Annotated in this window: 13 protein-coding genes and 7 tRNA genes; 2 read left to right on the top strand and 18 right to left on the bottom strand. The window is 53.3% G+C overall.

What is annotated here, in order from left to right; all coding sequences use genetic code 11:
- Window positions 1-11 precede the first annotated feature (11 nt).
- The 6 genes from C1N58_RS12020 to miaB form a co-directional block, all read right to left on the bottom strand.
- Window positions 12-908 (bottom strand): amino acid ABC transporter substrate-binding protein, encoded by an 897-nt coding sequence (locus C1N58_RS12020; RefSeq protein WP_033739290.1) that lies wholly within the window; start codon window positions 906-908, stop codon window positions 12-14.
- Window positions 909-1,406: 498 nt separating this feature from the next.
- Window positions 1,407-2,930, bottom strand: a complete 1,524-nt coding sequence (gene lnt / locus C1N58_RS12015) for an apolipoprotein N-acyltransferase (protein WP_394564207.1) — start codon at window positions 2,928-2,930, stop codon at window positions 1,407-1,409.
- A 4-nt stretch (window positions 2,931-2,934) separates the two neighbouring features.
- Entirely contained in the window at window positions 2,935-3,816 is an 882-nt protein-coding gene (corC, locus tag C1N58_RS12010; protein ID WP_033739293.1) for a CNNM family magnesium/cobalt transport protein CorC, read from the bottom strand.
- Window positions 3,817-3,897: 81 nt separating this feature from the next.
- A complete protein-coding gene (ybeY, locus tag C1N58_RS12005; RefSeq protein WP_394564206.1) occupies window positions 3,898-4,371 on the bottom strand; it encodes an rRNA maturation RNase YbeY in 474 nt (157 codons plus the stop codon).
- Window positions 4,368-5,429 (bottom strand): PhoH family protein, encoded by a 1,062-nt coding sequence (locus tag C1N58_RS12000; RefSeq protein ID WP_033739297.1) that lies wholly within the window; start codon window positions 5,427-5,429, stop codon window positions 4,368-4,370. Before C1N58_RS12000 ends, ybeY begins: the two co-directional genes overlap by 4 nt.
- A gap of 207 nt (window positions 5,430-5,636) precedes the next feature.
- The gene (gene miaB, locus C1N58_RS11995; RefSeq protein WP_033739300.1) at window positions 5,637-7,061 is read right to left on the bottom strand and encodes a tRNA (N6-isopentenyl adenosine(37)-C2)-methylthiotransferase MiaB; all 1,425 of its coding nucleotides are present in this window, start codon (window positions 7,059-7,061) and stop codon (window positions 5,637-5,639) included.
- Between the two features lie 168 nt (window positions 7,062-7,229).
- Here miaB and ubiF point away from each other — a divergent pair, with 168 nt between their 5' ends.
- Entirely contained in the window at window positions 7,230-8,402 is a 1,173-nt protein-coding gene (ubiF, locus tag C1N58_RS11990) for a 3-demethoxyubiquinol 3-hydroxylase (RefSeq protein WP_033739303.1), read from the top strand.
- A gap of 93 nt (window positions 8,403-8,495) precedes the next feature.
- Here ubiF and C1N58_RS11985 read toward each other — a convergent pair.
- From C1N58_RS11985 to nagB, 12 genes are all read right to left on the bottom strand, one after another.
- A tRNA-Gln gene (locus C1N58_RS11985) sits at window positions 8,496-8,570 on the bottom strand.
- Between the two features lie 26 nt (window positions 8,571-8,596).
- Window positions 8,597-8,671, bottom strand: a tRNA-Gln gene (locus C1N58_RS11980).
- A 6-nt stretch (window positions 8,672-8,677) separates the two neighbouring features.
- Window positions 8,678-8,754: transfer RNA gene (locus C1N58_RS11975), tRNA-Met, on the bottom strand.
- Window positions 8,755-8,776: 22 nt separating this feature from the next.
- Window positions 8,777-8,851, bottom strand: a tRNA-Gln gene (locus C1N58_RS11970).
- A 34-nt stretch (window positions 8,852-8,885) separates the two neighbouring features.
- A tRNA-Gln gene (locus C1N58_RS11965) sits at window positions 8,886-8,960 on the bottom strand.
- 22 nt (window positions 8,961-8,982) lie between these two features.
- A tRNA-Leu gene (locus tag C1N58_RS11960) sits at window positions 8,983-9,067 on the bottom strand.
- Window positions 9,068-9,077: 10 nt separating this feature from the next.
- Window positions 9,078-9,154: transfer RNA gene (locus C1N58_RS11955), tRNA-Met, on the bottom strand.
- Window positions 9,155-9,371: 217 nt separating this feature from the next.
- Window positions 9,372-11,039, bottom strand: coding sequence for an asparagine synthase B (gene asnB / locus C1N58_RS11950; protein ID WP_006118422.1), 1,668 nt, complete (start codon window positions 11,037-11,039; stop codon window positions 9,372-9,374).
- Window positions 11,040-11,343: 304 nt separating this feature from the next.
- Entirely contained in the window at window positions 11,344-12,096 is a 753-nt protein-coding gene (locus C1N58_RS11945) for an HAD-IIA family hydrolase (protein ID WP_033739305.1), read from the bottom strand.
- Window positions 12,097-12,136: 40 nt separating this feature from the next.
- A complete protein-coding gene (locus C1N58_RS11940; RefSeq protein WP_033739308.1) occupies window positions 12,137-13,357 on the bottom strand; it encodes a DNA-binding transcriptional regulator NagC in 1,221 nt (406 codons plus the stop codon).
- 7 nt (window positions 13,358-13,364) lie between these two features.
- The gene (nagA, locus tag C1N58_RS11935) at window positions 13,365-14,513 is read right to left on the bottom strand and encodes an N-acetylglucosamine-6-phosphate deacetylase (RefSeq protein WP_033739310.1); all 1,149 of its coding nucleotides are present in this window, start codon (window positions 14,511-14,513) and stop codon (window positions 13,365-13,367) included.
- 60 nt (window positions 14,514-14,573) lie between these two features.
- Window positions 14,574-15,374 carry a glucosamine-6-phosphate deaminase gene (gene nagB / locus C1N58_RS11930; protein ID WP_039337946.1) on the bottom strand — a complete coding sequence of 267 codons (801 nt, stop codon included), beginning with the start codon at window positions 15,372-15,374 and terminating at the stop codon, window positions 14,574-14,576.
- Between the two features lie 318 nt (window positions 15,375-15,692).
- On the opposite strand from nagB, the gene nagE reads away from it, so the two are divergent.
- On the top strand, window positions 15,693-17,726 hold the full coding sequence (gene nagE / locus C1N58_RS11925; RefSeq protein ID WP_058701104.1) for an N-acetylglucosamine-specific PTS transporter subunit IIBC: 2,034 nt from the start codon (window positions 15,693-15,695) through the stop codon (window positions 17,724-17,726).
- Window positions 17,727-17,786 lie beyond the last annotated feature (60 nt).

Genomic DNA, 17,786 nt, shown 5'->3' with positions numbered 1-17,786 from the left:
TGTTATCGTTGTTAATTCAGCGCCTTATCATTCGGCGTTTTGAACAGGGCTTTCATGTCATCAGACAATTCAAAGTTCATGTTCAGGTTTTTAGGAGGAATAGGCTGTTTAAACCAGGTGTCGAACCATTTTTCTGCCTGGCCGGAGGTCTGGGCTTTTGCAATGGTGTCATCAACCAGCTTTTTGAACTGCGGATCGTCTTTGCGCAGCATACAGCCATAAGCTTCTTTAGACTGTGGCGTACCGATAATGACCCAGTCATCCGGTTTTTTCGCTTTAGCGCGTTCGCCAGCCAGTAGGGCGTCATCCATCATAAAGGCCACGGCACGACCGGTTTCCAGCGTACGGAACGAATCACCATGGTCTTTGGCGCTGATGATGCGCATATCCATCTTTTTCTCGTCGTTCAGTTTATGCAGCAGCACTTCTGACGTCGTACCTGAGGTCACCACGACAGTCTTGCCTTTCAGATCGTCAAAATCCTTAATTGGGCTGCCTTTTTTAACCAGCAAGCGGGTACCGATAACAAAAATGGTGTCGGAAAAGGCCGCCTGTTTCTGGCGCTCAAGGTTGTTGGTCGTTGAGCCACATTCGTAGTCATAGGTGCCGTTTTGCAGCAGCGGAATACGGTTCTGTGAAGTAATCGGGATCATTTTGATCTGCAGATCAGGTTTATTCAGCTTCGCTTTAATGGCATCAGCAATCGCGTTTGAATAAGCCTGTGAATAGCCAACGACTTTCTGTTGGTTATCGTAATATGAAAAGGGAACTGACGATTCGCGATGCCCGATAACAATGACGCCACTGTCATTAATTTTTTTCAGGGTACCGCTGAGATCTTCCGCCTGGGCCGCTCCCGCTGCTGCGCTCAACAGCAAAAGAGATAATGCCACTTTGCGTAATTGCATGTTCCAACTCCTTCGTGTGGAAATTGCACAGGATCAACCCTGTACTGAGTGTGATGTTGTGTGTATTTTGCACTGCTTTTCTTATTATTCCCTCGCGCGTCTGCGCTTAAGAATATTCACTAACATAGCGGATTGTTAACCTAATGAAACAAAAAAGTTTCTTTTTTGCGATGGCATTCGCACCAAAAAAAGGCAATCGCGCGTCCATGCACGCGGAAGGTGCGCAGATTGAGCGTTAATGGTGCATTACGCCCATGCCATCGTGGGTAACAAGCCCCGCGTTGCAGGAATACAGAAACATTTAGCAATCATCGTGCCAGAATAAAATGACAGTGGGGTGAACGGGCGGTTTGACTGAAGAAGCAGAAGCAGAAGCAGAAGCAGAAGCAGAAGCAGAAGCAGAAGCAGAAACAAATGCAGTAAAAGGGGGAAGGGAAACAGCGTGCGGATTAAGACACCGCGAAAGGCTGTGGCGAAGCAGCGCTTCACCACAGCGTGTCAGCGCTGACGTCGGATGAAGGCCAGTAACCCGGCCAGCACTGTCGCTATCCATACCGGCCAGAGCCCGGCTTTCGAGTATGGCGTTTCGCCGCGGGTAGGCGTTACCTTATCCACGAGTACGCCGCGCGTGAATTGCGGCAGAACCTTTTCCACATCGCCATTGGCATTCACCACGGCGGTTACGCCATTATTGGTGCCGCGCAGCAGCGGTCTGCCCAGCTCAAGTGCGCGCATACGCGCCATCTGGAAGTGTTGCCAGGGACCAATCGAGTGACCAAACCAGGCATCATTAGAGACGGTCAGCAGAAAGTCGGTGTCCGGACGGAAGTTCGCCCGCACCTGCTCACCCAACACGATCTCGTAGCAAATCGCCGTCGTAAGGTGATAATTCGCCACATTGAGCTGAGGCTGCAAATAGGCACCGCGGCTGAAGGCAGACATCGGCAAATCGAAGAAGGGGGCAAGCGGGCGCAGCAAATCCGCCATGGGAACAAACTCACCAAACGGCACCAGATGGTTTTTCTGATAGCGGTTAGTGCTGAAGTAGTTGTAGGGCTTCGGCCCGCCCAGCACAATAACCGTGTTGTAATCATGATAACGATTCTGCTCCAGGCGCGAATCCACGATACCGGTCACCAGTGCGCTACCGCGCGCGCGGAGTTCGGCATCCAGCGAACGCAGGAACGGTTGCTGGTTACTTTCCAGATCGGTAATTGCCGACTCCGGCCAGATAATAATGGGGGCTTTTCCCATCAGCGGCTGGCTTAAATCGTTATAAATGCGCAGCGTGTTCAGCAACTGCTGCGGGTCCCACTTCATCGACTGGGGAATATCGCCCTGCACCAGCGCGACATCGACCGCCTGCTGGGGTAAAGGTTGATACCAGTGCAGATAACGCAACGGCCAGCATATTGCCAGTAACGCGAGCGCGCCCACCAGGCTTTTCACCTGACGTCGCTGCTGCGCATAAACCAGCAAACCCGCAATGACCATCAGCAGGAAGGTAATACTTTCCACGCCAGCCAGCGGCGCAATCCCCTTTAGCGGGCCATCAATCTGACTGTAGCCAAACTGCAACCACGGAAAGCCGGTTAAAATCCAGCCGCGCAAAAACTCCGTCACCTGCCATAACGCGGGAGCGGCCAGCGCCAGTCGCCACAGTGTGGGACGTGGCCAAATCCGGTTCAGGATGCCGGTAAACAGCGCCGGATAAATCGCGAGGTAAGCCGCCAGCAGGACCACCAGAAAAACGTTCACCGGGCCAGGCATGCCGCCAAAAGTGGCAATGCTGACATAAACCCAGTTAATACCGCTGCCAAACAGGCCAAACCCCCAACTGAAACCAATGGCGCTGGCCTGAGGACTGGTGCGGTTCAACGTCAGAAGTTGCAGGCCGAACAGCGAAAGCAGGGCGGCAGGCCAGAAATCATAAGGGGAAAAGGCGAGCGTGCCACAGGCGCCGCTCAGTAAAGCCAGCAGCAGACGGCCCCGCTGCTGCTGGTAAAAGGAGGCTAATGCCATAGCGTTATTCGTCATCCAGTTGAGGTAGCGCCGAATTTTCCGGGATTTTTACGTGGACCTGAATGATACGGCGGCTGTCGGCCATGGCAACTTTGAACTGGTAACCATCAATGTCGATGCTTTCACCGCGCGCCGGCAGATGACCAAAGCCCTGCATTACCAGTCCACCAATGGTATCCACTTCGTCATCGCTGAACTGGGTGCCGAACACCTCATTGAAATCCTCAATGGGGGTTAACGCACGCACCGTGTAGGTCTGGCGGTTGAGCTGGCGGATATCCCGATCTTCCTCATCGTCATATTCGTCTTCAATTTCGCCAACAATCAGTTCGAGAATATCTTCAATCGTGACCAGTCCGGACACGCCACCAAACTCATCGATCACAATCGCCATATGATAGCGCTGGGAACGAAACTCTTTCAGCATACGGTCAACGCGCTTGCTCTCAGGCACAACCACCGCAGGACGCAGCACTTTTTCGACGCTGAAGGCTTCTGATTCGCTGCTCATAAACGGCAGCAGATCTTTCGCCATCAGGATGCCTTCAACATGGTCCTTGTCTTCGCTGATCACCGGAAAGCGGGAGTGTGCGGAGTCAATGATCACATCCAGGCACTCTTCGAGGTTCTGGTTGCGTTTCAGGGTGATCATCTGAGAGCGCGGAATCATGATGTCGCGTACGCGCTGTTCTGCAATATCCAGCACGCCTTCCAGCATGTCGCGGGTATCCTGATCAATCAGGTCCTTTTGATTGGAATCACGGATAAGGCTCAGGAGCTCGTCACGGTTTTTGGGTTCACCGTGAAACAGTTGGTTGAGCAGTAGGGAAAAAAATCCCTTTTTACTACTGGGTGCATCGCTGTTTTGAGAATGGTCGTCGCTCATGGCGGTTTTTAAAGATCTCTCTGGTCAGTAAGTGATGCTGCCGGTCGGGTTACCGGCAGCAGGATGGCCTGAGTCCACAACTCAGGCGTTTTCTTTCTCCGAAATGTACGGATCAGGATAACCAAGAGCAAGCATTATCTTGGTCTCCAGACCTTCCATCTCTTCGGCTTCGCTGTCTTCAATGTGATCATAACCCAACAGATGCAGCGTACCGTGAACCACCATGTGCGCCCAGTGGGCTTCAACGCTTTTCCCTTGTTCCTGCGCTTCCTGTTCCACGACCTGACGACAGATGATCAAATCGCCCAGCAGGGGCAATTCAATACCGGGTGGCGCTTCAAAAGGAAATGACAACACATTGGTGGGTTTATCTTTACCACGGTAGGTCAGGTTAAGCTCATGGCTTTCCTGTTCATCCACCAGACGAATAGTCACTTCGCTTTCCGGCTGAAACGGCGTCACCGCAGCTTCCAGCCAGCGCTGAAACTGGCTTTCCGTGGGGAGATTTTCTGTTTGTTCACAGGCCAGTTGCAGGTCGAGAATCACGTCGCTCATGGTTTCTCCTGAACGCTATGTTGGGCGGCAAGGGCTTCACGCTTACGCTCTTCAGCCTGCTGATCGCGACGTTTCTGATCGGCTTCTTCCCAGGCTTCATAAGCGGTCACGATGCGTGCCACGACCGGATGACGCACAACGTCTTCACTGTGAAAGAAGTTAAAGCTGATTTCTTCCACCTCAGACAGGACCTCAATCGCGTGACGTAAACCCGATTTTGTGTGGCGGGGCAGGTCGATCTGCGTGACGTCGCCGGTGATGACCGCTTTCGAGTTAAAGCCGATACGGGTCAGAAACATCTTCATCTGCTCGATAGTGGTGTTCTGGCTTTCATCAAGAATGATAAACGCGTCATTCAGCGTACGGCCGCGCATATAGGCCAGCGGCGCGACTTCGATAACGTTGCGTTCCATCAGCTTCTCGACTTTTTCAAAGCCCAGCATCTCAAACAGGGCGTCGTAAAGCGGACGCAGGTAGGGGTCCACTTTCTGGCTCAAATCGCCCGGCAGGAAGCCCAGTTTTTCACCGGCCTCGACGGCGGGGCGCGTGAGCAGGATGCGACGAATCTCCTGGCGTTCGAGCGCATCGACCGCGGCAGCGACGGCCAGGTAGGTTTTACCGGTACCCGCCGGGCCCACGCCAAAGGTGATGTCGTGGTCGAGGATATTGGCAATATACTGTGCCTGATTTGGGGTGCGAGGCTTGATGACGCCACGCTTGGTCTTGATATTGACCGCTTTACCGTAGTCGGGCACGCTTTCTGCCGTTTGTTCCAGCACCCGGCTTTCTTTGATCGCCAGATGAATCTGCTCGGGTTCGATATCCGGAATTTCGCCGCGCACGGGCGCGGTATCGACATAAAGTGTTTTCAGGATCTCGACCGCGGCATTCACGCACAGCACCCGACCAACCAGTTTAAACTGATTGTCCCGGCGGTTTATCTCAATGCCAAGACGACGCTCCAGCTGTTTTACATTGTCATCAAATGGACCGCACAGGCTCATCAGACGGCGGTTATCAGCCGGTTCAAGGGCGATTTCACGGGTTTCAATATTCAAACGAATCCTTTGGGTCACTCAGGGCCAGTTGAAAGGGATTGCGGGTGCATCAGATGTGTTAAGCGGATGCATCATAACGAAATTATTTATGCGGTCACGCCGGGGCGCAAGCTTACGAGGTGATATTTGGGCGGCACCGGCAGAAACCAAGTGCAAAACAGCAGAATGTGCGGCAGCCGACGGTGAACTGCCGCACATAACGGAAGATCAGGGCTGGAAGACGCCAACGCCGATATCATTTTCTTTGCGGGTACGGGCGATAACGGAGGCCGGGCTTTCAACCACACGTAAGCCCATTTCCTCTTCAGTCCGCACCAGCTTGCCGCGCAAGGAGTTGGTATACACATCGACAATTTCGACGTCGACAAACTTACCAATCATCTCTACCGGACCTTCGAAATTCACCACTCGGTTGTTTTCGGTCCGGCCGGTCAGCTCCATCACGTTTTTACGTGAAATGCCTTCTACCAGAATCCGCTGCACGCTGCCCAGCATACGGCGGCTGATCGCCATGGCCTGCTGGTTGATGCGATCCTGCAGAATATACAGACGCTGTTTTTTCTCTTCGTCGCTGACGTCGTCAGGCAAGTCTGCCGCAGGTGTGCCCGGACGCGCTGAGTAGATAAAGCTGTAGCTCATATCAAAGTTGATATCACCAATCAGCTTCATCGTTTGCTCAAAGTCCTGCTGTGTTTCACCCGGGAAACCCACGATAAAGTCAGAACTGATCTCAATGTCAGGGCGTGCAGCGCGCAGTTTGCGAATGATAGCCTTGTACTCCAGCGCAGTGTGCGCACGCTTCATCAGCGTCAGAATCCGGTCGGCGCCGCTCTGCACAGGCAGGTGGAGGAAGCTCACCAGCTCTGGCGTATCGCGATAGACATCAATGATGTCATCGGTGAACTCAATCGGATGGCTGGTGGTGAAGCGAATACGGTCAATGCCGTCAATCGCCGCCACCAGACGCAGCAGTTCAGCAAAGGTGCACACGTCGCCGTCAAAGGTTTCGCCGCGATAGGCGTTCACGTTCTGTCCTAACAGGTTCACTTCGCGTACGCCCTGCGCAGCCAACTGCGCGATCTCCAGCAGAATATCGTCTGACGGACGGCTGACTTCTTCACCGCGCGTATAAGGCACCACGCAGAACGTACAATATTTGTTGCAGCCTTCCATGATGGAGACAAACGCGGTGGGGCCTTCGGCCCGCGGTTCAGGCAGGCGGTCGAATTTTTCGATTTCCGGGAAGCTGATGTCCACAACCGGACTTTTGCTGCCGCGCACGGTATTAATCATTTCAGGCAGGCGATGCAGGGTTTGCGGACCAAAGACAATGTCCACGCAAGGCGCACGCTGGCGAATATGATCCCCTTCCTGCGACGCGACGCAGCCGCCAACACCGATGATCAAATCCGGGTTGCGCTCTTTGAGTTTTTTCCAGCGCCCCAACTGGTGGAAAACCTTCTCCTGCGCTTTCTCGCGGATTGAGCAGGTGTTGAGCAGCAGAATATCCGCCTCTTCGGCTTCCTCTGTCAGGGTATAGCCGTGCGTGCTGTTCAGCAGGTCAGACATCTTAGATGAATCGTACTCATTCATCTGACATCCCCAGGTTTTGATATGCAGTTTTTTTGTCATCGAGCTAGCCATTAAATCAGTGCAGTGAAGTGCTGGGCGCGTATTGTAATGCTTTGCTGCGGATGTGACCAGCCTGAGGGCTTTTCTGATCGTGCCTCATTTTTCCGGTACACTTTGCAGGAATACCACCGCGCTGAAAAGTGGCGGCCTAAGAGAGGGATACAAGTGATGCAGGATAACCAGTTTGATGTGGTGATTGTCGGCGGCGGCATGGTCGGAGCGGCGCTGGCCTGTGGTTTAGCGCAGCACCGCTTCCGGGTGGCGGTGATTGAGCGGGCAACCCCGCCACCTTTCGATCCCGACAGCCTGCCGGACGTGCGCATTTCCGCTGTCGGCTCCTCGTCGGTGGCGCTCCTGAAACAACTGAACGTCTGGCAACGCGTAGAGGCGATGCGCTGTGCGCCTTACCGCAAACTGGAAACCTGGGAGTGGCAGACGGCGCAGGTCAGTTTCGATGCGGAGTCGCTGGGTTTGCCTGAACTGGGTTATATGGTGGAGAACACGGTGCTGCAACGTGCGCTGTGGGAAGAGATGACGCAGCGAGGGATCACCTTGCTGTGCCCGGCGACGATGGAGGATCTTCAGCCCTGTAATGCGGGCTGGACGCTGTCATTAAGCAATGGCACGACCGTAACCGCAAAGTTAGTGGTGGGGGCAGACGGCGCAAGTTCACAGGTGCGACAGATGGCGGGTATTGGGATTCATGGCTGGAGTTACGCACAGTCCTGCTTACTGATCAGCGTCACCTGCGAGCATCCGGCTGGCGATGCGACCTGGCAGCACTTTACGCCCGACGGTCCACGTGCTTTCCTGCCGCTGTTCGGTCATCATGCCTCGCTGGTATGGTATGACGCCGCCGCCCGTATCCGACAGTTACAGGCCATGCCTGTCGCGCAGCTGGAGAAAGAGATCGCCCATCACTTTCCGGCCCGACTGGGCCGTTTTCATGTGCATGCAGCCGGTGGCTTTCCCCTGGTGCGTCGTCATGCCGCGCGTTATGTCCTGCCGGGGCTGGCGCTGGTCGGTGATGCGGCGCACACCATTAATCCTCTGGCAGGGCAGGGCGTGAATCTGGGATATCGTGACATCGATGCGTTAATGGATGTAGTAATTGCTGCACGTGACAATGCTGAAACCTGGTCGTCGGAACGGGTGCTGTTACGTTATCAGCGCCAGCGCCGCCACGATAATCTGCTGATGCAGAGCGGGATGGATCTGTTCTATTTTACGTTTAGCAACCGCGTCGGCCCGTTAAAGCTGGTACGCAATCTGGGATTGATCGCCGCTGAGCATTCCGGCGTGCTGAAACGTCAGGTCTTGCGCTATGCGTTAGGCTTGTAAGCCTCAGCCACGCGTCGCACGGATGTGACGCGTGGTCATGAGCCGGAAGCCAGAAACAAAAAAGCCCGCTACTGCGGGCTTTTTTGCTTAATTTGGCTGGGGTGCAGGGATTCGAACCCCGGAATGCTGGTATCAGAAACCAGTGCCTTACCGCTTGGCGACACCCCAATGGTGTCAAATCAAATTGTCTAAAATGGCTGGGGTGCAGGGATTCGAACCCCGGAATGCTGGTATCAGAAACCAGTGCCTTACCGCTTGGCGACACCCCAAGAAAATGGTGGCTACGACGGGAATCGAACCTGTGACCCCAGCATTATGAGTGCTGTGCTCTAACCAGCTGAGCTACGTAGCCAAATTGTATTACCTTTCGATGATGGCTGGGATACCTGGATTCGAACCAGGGAATGCCGGTATCAAAAACCGGTGCCTTACCGCTTGGCGATATCCCATTCGTCCACTCGCAGCCGCGAGATACATCGAAATTGGCTGGGGTACCTGGATTCGAACCAGGGAATGCCGGTATCAAAAACCGGTGCCTTACCGCTTGGCGATACCCCATCCATGCTGCCGACTCGTGAAATGGTGCGGGAGGCGAGACTTGAACTCGCACACCTTGCGGCGCCAGAACCTAAATCTGGTGCGTCTACCAATTTCGCCACTCCCGCAAAAAAAAGATGGTGGCTACGACGGGAATCGAACCTGTGACCCCAGCATTATGAGTGCTGTGCTCTAACCAGCTGAGCTACGTAGCCATCTTTTTTCGCGCAACCTTCATCGGCGTTGCGGGGCGCATTATGCGGAGTTGACTACACAGCGTCAACAAGTTTTTTGCCGTTTTTTGCCTTCAAACGCCTGTTTGTCTGGCTTATAACCAGGGTGGTGCTTTATTCGGCAATTTTTCAGTGAATACAACGGCAACTCCACAAAAAATGGGCCATTACTGGCCCATCTGTTCACTCATTATAGCACTTATTTGTAAGCGGACTGGTGCACGCCCACGGCACGTCCTGAAGGATCGTCCATGTTTTTGAAGGCTTCATCCCACTCAATCGCTTTTGCCGACGAACAGGCAACAGACGGCCCACCTGGCACGCACTCGGCAGCACTTGGCAGTGGGAACAGTTCTTCGAAAATTTCGCGATAGAGATACGCTTCTTTCGAACCCGGCGTGTTATACGGGAAGCGGAAATGCGCCGTCGCCAGTTGCTGATCGCTAATCTGCTTAGCCGCCACTTCTTTCAGCGTGTCAATCCAGCTGTAACCTACGCCGTCAGAGAACTGCTCTTTCTGACGCCAGGCAACGCTTTCAGGCAGATAGGAAGAGAAACATTCGCGCAGAATGTGTTTTTCCATTTTACCGTTGCTGCCGCACATCTTGTCCTGTGGGTTGATACGCATGGCGACATCCAGGAATTTCTTATCCAGGAACGGCACGCGCGCTTCTACGCCCCAGGCGGACATCGCTTTGTTGGCGCGAGCACAGTCAAACATGTGCAGAGCCAGCAGCTTACGCACGTTCTCTTCATGGAATTCTTTGGCATCAGGCGCTTTATGGAAATAGAGGTAGCCACCGAAGACTTCATCTGCGCCTTCGCCTGACAGCACCATTTTAATGCCCATCGCTTTGATCTTACGCGACATCAGGTACATCGGCGTGGAGGCACGAATGGTGGTCACATCGTAGGTCTCAATGTGGTAGATCACGTCACGAATAGCATCCAGACCTTCCTGCACCGTGAAGTGGATTTCATGGTGAACCGTACCCAGGTGCTCGGCAACCAGTTTGGCTGCTTTCAGATCCGGTGAGCCTTCCAGACCGACGGCGAAAGAGTGCAGCTGTGGCCACCAGGCATCGCTTTTGTCCTGATCTTCAACGCGCTTAGCGGCAAAACGCTTGGTCACGGCTGAGATAATAGAAGAATCCAGACCGCCAGACAGCAGCACGCCATAAGGAACGTCTGACATCAGATGACTTTTTACCGACTCTTCCAGCGCATGTTTCAGGCCAGCCGCGTCAGTCACGTTGTTTTCAACGTTTTTGTATTCCATCCAGTCACGCTGCCAGTAACGACGAATTTCACCGTCAGTACTGGAAAGGTAGCTTCCCGGTGGGAATTCTTTAATGGTGCGGCAAACCGGCACCAGTGCCTTCATTTCAGACGCCACAAACAGGTTGCCGTGCTCATCGTTGCCCATATACAGCGGAATGATACCGATATGGTCGCGACCAATCAGATACGTTTGCTTCACGGTGTCGTAAAGGATAAAGGCAAACATGCCCTGCAACTCGTCCAGGAAATCGACGCCTTTTTCCTGATACAGCGCCAGAATGACTTCGCAGTCCGAACCGGTCTGGAAACTATAACGATCGCTTAACTCTGCGCGCAGGGCCTGATGGTTGTAGATTTCACCGTTGACGGCCAGAACGTGAGTGTGATCGGCGTTATACAGTGGCTGTGCACCGTTGTTGACGTCGACAATTGAGAGACGTTCGTGAGCAAGGATCGCGTGGTCGTCAGCATACACACCTGACCAGTCCGGCCCACGGTGACGCATTAAGCGTGAGCTTTCCAATGCTTTTTTACGTAACTCAACGGGATCGCTTTTCAGATCCAGCACACCAAAAATAGAACACATATCTGACTCCTGAACTCACCTGCGGCGATGTAATTTTACGTTTGTCCGGCAGCCGTTCGCTGCGTGATGTATAAGAAAATGCGTTATTTCAGGTGCACAATGCAAGAGGAATCGTGTTTCACTGATAAAAAGGTTGTTGAATAACCCTGGATATTGAATTTTATCTAATGAAAGTGTCTTTTTATTGATGAATCGGCAATGAAAAGTGATTTTGGGGTGTTTTTTGAACGATCTCAAGCCAGCAGAGAGGGGCAAGGAAGGGGAATGCACTGCCTGAGGCGGCAGTGCGTCATAAGCTGAACGTTTAGAAGAGATCGATATCGGCCACGGAAGGGAAAATCCAGTCAGGACGGAAAGGCATCGCGTCAATATCGCTCAGGGTTGACACCCCAGACAGGACAAGAATGGTTTCCAGTCCGGCCTGAAAACCGGCCAGAATATCGGTGCGAAGGTTGTCACCCACGATCACCGTGTCCTCTGAGTGCGCCTGCATTTTATTCAGCGCGGCACGCATGATATACGGGCTGGGTTTGCCGACATAAAACGGCCTGCGACCGGAGATCTTTTCAATACCGGCACACAAGGCACCGCAGGCGGGCACGAATCCCCTGGCGTGCGTGTCGGGGTTGGTGGCAATGAAACGCGCCCCGTTTGCCACAAAGAAAGCCGCCTTATGCATCATGTCCCAGTTAAACGACCGGGTTTCGCCCACGATGACAAAGTCCGGGTTAACGTCAGTGATGGTAAAGCCCGCTTTGTAGAGTTCGTGCACCAGCGCACCCTCACCAATGACATAGGCTTTTTTGCCTTCCTGACGACGCAGAAAGTCAGCGGTCGCCATGGCTGAGGTGTAAAACACCGAATCCGGTATGTCGATGCCCGCGGAGGAGAATCGATTGGCTAAGTCCCGCGCCGTCTGGGAAGGGTAGTTGGTCAGCACCACTAATGGCATATCTTTAGCCAGAATGCGCTGCAAAAACTCTTTTGCACCGGGCACCGCGGTATTGTCGTGCATCAGCACGCCATCAATGTCACAAATTACATTTTTAATCGTCATAAATGTGTTCCGATGCGCGCTGTCAGAAAACAGGCTGCGCTTAGTCTTCCAAAAGATGTTGCAGCAGGATGCCGTTTAACATCGCTCGTTTCGCCAGCGCAAAGGCGCCGATCGCCGAGCGATGATCGAGTTGTGAACGCACCACAGGCAGATTTTTACGAAAGGCCGCCAGTGTCTGCGTATTAATGCAACTTTCAATCGCGGGTAGCAAGACACGTTCTGCTTCGGTGATCTCGCCTGCCAGCACGATTTTTTGCGGGTTAAACAGGTTGATCGCAATCGCAATCGCCTTACCCAGATAACGCCCCACATGCTCGACAACTTCGCAGGCTAACGCATCGCCCTGATTGGCGGCCTGGCAGATATGCTGCATCTGGCACGCCGCCTGAGTCAGGATGCTCGGGTAGCCTTTATTCAGTAGCTCGCTTACACGATGTTCAATGGCGCTGTTTGCCGCAATGGTTTCAAGACAGCCAAAGTTGCCACAGTGGCAGCGTTCCCCCAGGGGATCGACCTGAATATGACCGATTTCACCGACATTGCCATTACTGCCCAAAAAAATCTGCCCGTTGGCGATAATGCCTGCGCCGGTTCCCCGATGCAGGCGCACTAATATCGAGTCGGCACAATCGCGCGTTGCGCCAAAATAGTGCTCAGCCAGCGCCAGGCTGCGAATATCATGGCCCACAAAACTGGTGACGTTAAACCGGTGCTTTAGATTAGCAACCAGCGGCCACTGATTCACATGAATATGCGGCATGTAGCGGATAACGCCATTAAGCGGATCAACGAGGCCGGGCAAAATCACGGAAATCGCGATTAGCTCGCGAATTTTCGCTTCACTCTGCTGGATAAAATGCGCAATGGCATCGAACAACGCCTGTTCGAGTGCTTCCTGCGTGCGCTGGGGCAGGGGATAATCCTGCTGAGCCAGGGATTTACCGCTTAAATCGAACAGGGTTAGCGTGGCATCATTGCGGCCAAGACGCACACCGATGGTGTGAAAGTGGCGGGTTTCCGTCACGATAGAAATGGCGCGGCGACCGCCGGTGGACGCCTGCTGGTCCACTTCTTTAATCAAACCGCGCTCAATAAGCTGACGTGTAATTTTGGTGACACTGGCGGGGGCAAGTTGGCTTAAATCCGCAATCTGAATACGTGAAATCGGCCCTTGCTGGTCGATTAACCGGTAGACGGCCGCGCTATTCAGTTGTTTGACAAGATCGACATTTCCAATTTGAGTCTGGCCGCCAGTGGTCATTCAGTGCTTACTCGCTCAGGACGTTATCTCCATTGACTAACGTCTTAATAATTTTAAAGTCGCGTGTAAAAACCGTCAGGTTGGCGAGTTTCCCTGCCTGAATCGTACCTGACTGTTTTTCAACGCCCATTGCCTGTGCGGGATAAAGTGATGCCATGCGCAGGGCTTCATCCAACGCAATGCCCGCATGCTCAACGCAGTTTTGTACGGCTTCAATCATTGTCAGTGCTGAACCGCTTAGCGTGCCCTGCTCATCCACGCACAGCCCGTTACGATAATAGATTGTTTTACCAGCAAAAATAAACTTATCGATAGCAGCGCCCGCCGGTGCTGTCGCGTCGGTGACCAACACCAGTTTGTCACCTTTGATGCGTTTAGCATTGCGGACGTTAGCGTAATGGACATGTAAACCATCTGCAATAATGCCGCAGTATACATCAGGCGCATCAAACAGCGCACCGATGAGGCCGGGCTCACGTCCGGCAAAGGCAGGCATCGCATTATAGAGATGCGTGGCGAACGTAATGCCCGCCGCAAACCCCGCTTTTGCCTCTTCATAAGTGGCACTGGAATGCCCGGCTGAGACCACGATACCCGCTTCGCTCAGTTGGCGAATCACCGCGCTGCCCACCACTTCGGGTGCCAGCGTAACTTTGCTGATCACGTCTGCGTTGTCGCAAAGGAATTGCACCATCTGCGCATCGGGCTCACGGATCAGGGCAGGGTTATGTGTGCCCTTTTTCGCCACACTCAGCCAGGGGCCTTCCAGATGTAAGCCCAGCATAACGTGAGGATACTTCTGCAAAAAGGCGCGCATTGTTTCCACCGCGCGCACCATCAGCGCGTCACTGCTGGTAATCAGCGTAGGCAAAAAGCTGGTGCAGCCCGATTTCACATTGGCGCGATGCATGGTTTCCAGCGTTTCCACGCTGATGGCGTCTATATCGTCATTAAACTGGACGCCGCCACAGCCGTTAAGCTGCAGGTCGATAAAGCCGGGCGCGATAATGGCGCCGCTTACGTCCTGCTGTTCAATGCCTGACGGCAAGGCAGTAACAGGGCAAACCCGTTCAATGCGTCCGTCAGCGATCACCACGGCATGGTGATCCAGAATTTCGTAGCCGCTGTAGATTCGGCCATTGACTAATGCGTACATCTTCTTCTCCCGGCTTACCTGCCGCTCGTGCATCTGACAGCAGGTGACGTAATAACGGTATTAAACGCCCTGCATATTTTCCGCTTCCATTTCACGGAAGTACTTCACCGTTTTAACTTTCAACTCCATGGTCGCGGGCTCGTCGCAGACCACCACGGATTTAGGATGGAGTTGCAGGCAACTGATTGTCCACATGTGGTTCACGTTTCCTTCCACGGCAGCCTGCAACGCCTGTGCTTTAACGTGACCAGTAACCAGAATCATCACTTCTTCAGCGTCCAGCAGCGTGCCCACGCCAACGGTCAGGGCATATTTCGGCACCTGATCAACATCACCGTTAAAAAAGCGTGAATTTGCCACACGTGTGTCGTGAGTCAGCGTTTTGATACGAGTGCGTGAAGATAATGACGACGCGGGTTCGTTAAAGGCGATATGGCCATCATTACCGACGCCGCCCATGAACAGGTGGATTTTGCCCAGAGACCGAATTTTATCTTCATAACGGCGACATTCTGCGTCAATATCGGGCGCATTACCATTCAGCAAATTGATGTTTTCAGGTTGAATATCAACGTGGTCAAAGAAATTACGATGCATAAAGCTGTAGTAGCTTTCCGGATGCTCTTTCGGCAGCCCGACATATTCATCCATGTTGAAGGTAATGACATGTCTGAAGCTAACCTGGCCCGCTTTGTGCATATCGATCAGGTGCTTGTACGCTTCCAAAGGCGTACCGCCCGTAGGCAGTCCCAGAATAAAGGGCTTGTCAGCGCTGGGATTAAACGCATTAATACGGTTCACTATATGGCGCGCTGCCCATTTGCCGACCTGAGTGGGAGTAGATAAAGGAATCAGTCTCATGTTGCACCTCAAATGTGAGTGAAGGATTCGACGCGCAGCAAAGCCATGTTGCCGGTGAGGACAGGCGAACGGGAAGGAAACGCGCGTCTCGATATTTCGCATCATAAAATAAGTGGGCGTTCATAGCTAGTCATGTCGACGTTAAAAATCAATTTTTGGTGATTTTTGTCACAAATGGCTGCTATTAATTTGTAGAGCGAATTAATTTGTTATTACACTCCTCAGCACTGAGTGTAATGCCGTCAGAAGCGGGCTGCTGACATAACAACATTAAGCGGCAGCCATGCAATAAGTCAGTTTCAATGGGGGAAAAGGTCAATGTTAAGTTACTTACAACGTGTGGGGCGGGCCCTGATGGTGCCGGTCGCTACGCTGCCCGCAGCAGCAATTTTAATGGGAATAGGGTACTGGATCGATCCTGACAGCTGGGGTGCAGGCAATGCCTTTGCCGCGTTGTTAATTAAATCCGGTGGCGCGATCATCGAAAATATGTCGGTGCTGTTCGCCATTGGCGTTGCATACGGCATGTCAAAAGATAAAGACGGTGCGGCTGCACTGACCGGCTTTGTGGGCTTCCTGGTCGTCACTACGCTGTGTTCACCGGCTGCTGTAGCCATGATCCAGAAAATCCCGGTGGCGGACGTGCCGGCGGCGTTTGGAAAAATCAGCAACCAGTTTGTCGGTATTCTGGTAGGCGTGCTGTCCGCAGAAGTCTATAACCGTTTTAGCCATGTAGAACTGCCCAAAGCGTTCTCATTCTTTAGCGGGCGTCGGCTGGTGCCTATTCTGGTGTCCTTCCTGATGATTCTGGTGGCATTTATCCTGATGTACATTTGGCCTGTCATCTTTAATGGTCTGGTGAGCTTCGGTGAGCATATACAAAAACTGGGATCGGTTGGTGCGGGTGTTTACGCCTTCTTTAACCGTTTGCTTATTCCGGTTGGCTTACATCATGCGCTGAACTCCGTTTTCTGGTTCGACGTAGCAGGCATTAACGATATCCCTAAATTCCTCGGCGGTGCGCAGTCACTGGCAAATGGCACTGCTATCCCGGGCATCACTGGCCGCTATCAGGCGGGTTTCTTCCCAATTATGATGTTCGGTTTGCCGGGCGCGGCGCTGGCAATTTACCATTGCGCTCGCCCTGAAAACCGGGCAAAAGTGGGCGGTATCATGCTGGCGGCCGCTTTCGCAGCATTCTTTACCGGTATCACCGAACCGCTGGAATTCTCCTTTATGTTCGTGGCACCGGTACTGTATGTCATCCATGCTGTACTGACCGGCATCTCGGTCTTTATCGCTGCCAGCATGCACTGGATTGCCGGCTTTGGCTTCAGTGCGGGATTAGTGGATATGGTGCTCTCTACCCGTAATCCCCTGGCGACGCAATGGTACATGCTGATTCCGCAGGGCCTGGTGTTCTTCGTGATTTATTATCTGGTCTTCCGCTTTACCATCAAAAAATTCAACCTGATGACCCCAGGTCGTGAACTGGCGGTAGCGGGGGATGAAGCGGACGGTTATGACGTGAACGTTGATACCACTGATAATGGTGAAAGCGCCACGGAATCACTGGCACGCCGCTACATCGGCGCGGTGGGCGGTTCAGACAACCTTACCGCCATTGATGCCTGTATTACCCGTTTACGTCTGAACGTGAAAGATGCGGGCCAGGTTAACGAAGGTGTGGCAAAACGGCTGGGTGCGTCGGGTGTGATTCGCCTCAACAAGCAAAGTGTCCAGATTATCGTGGGTACCCAGGCGGAAAGTATCGCCACGGCCATGAAAAAAGTGCTGGTGAAAGGCCCGGTTGCTGGCGCAGCCAGCAGTGGCAGTGCGCCAGCCCCCGCTAACGAGGCCAAACCCCAGGCCGTCCTGAACAGTGAAAAACGCGTTATCGCAACGCTGGTGGCCCCGGTGAGCGGTGAGGTTATCGCACTGGATGCGGTGCCGGATGAGGCTTTCGCCAGTAAAGCCGTGGGTGATGGCGTGGCGATTAAGCCGAGCGACAAGCGCGTCGTTGCGCCTGTAGCCGGTACGGTGGTGAAAATTTTCAACACGAACCATGCTTTCTGTCTGGAAAGTGAAAACGGGGTAGAGATCGTCGTGCACATGGGGCTGGATACCGTGGCGCTGGACGGTCAGGGCTTTACCCGTTTAGTGGAAGAGGGTGCACAGGTCACAGCAGGCCAGCCGGTGCTGGAGATGGATCTGGACTATCTTAACGCCCATGCCCGCTCAATGATCAGTCCGGTGGTGGTGAGCAATATTGAAGACTTCGCCGGTTTAACGCTGCTGACGCAGGGCCAGGTCATCGCCGGTGAAACCCCGCTGTATGAAGTAAAAGGCTAATTCCCTGTATCCTCAACAAAAGGCAGGAAGCGATTCCTGCCTTTTTTATTTTAATCGCCC

It is taken from the genome of Pantoea sp. SGAir0180 (assembly GCF_043546245.1).
This window is presented reverse-complemented; position numbering and strand designations above follow the sequence as displayed.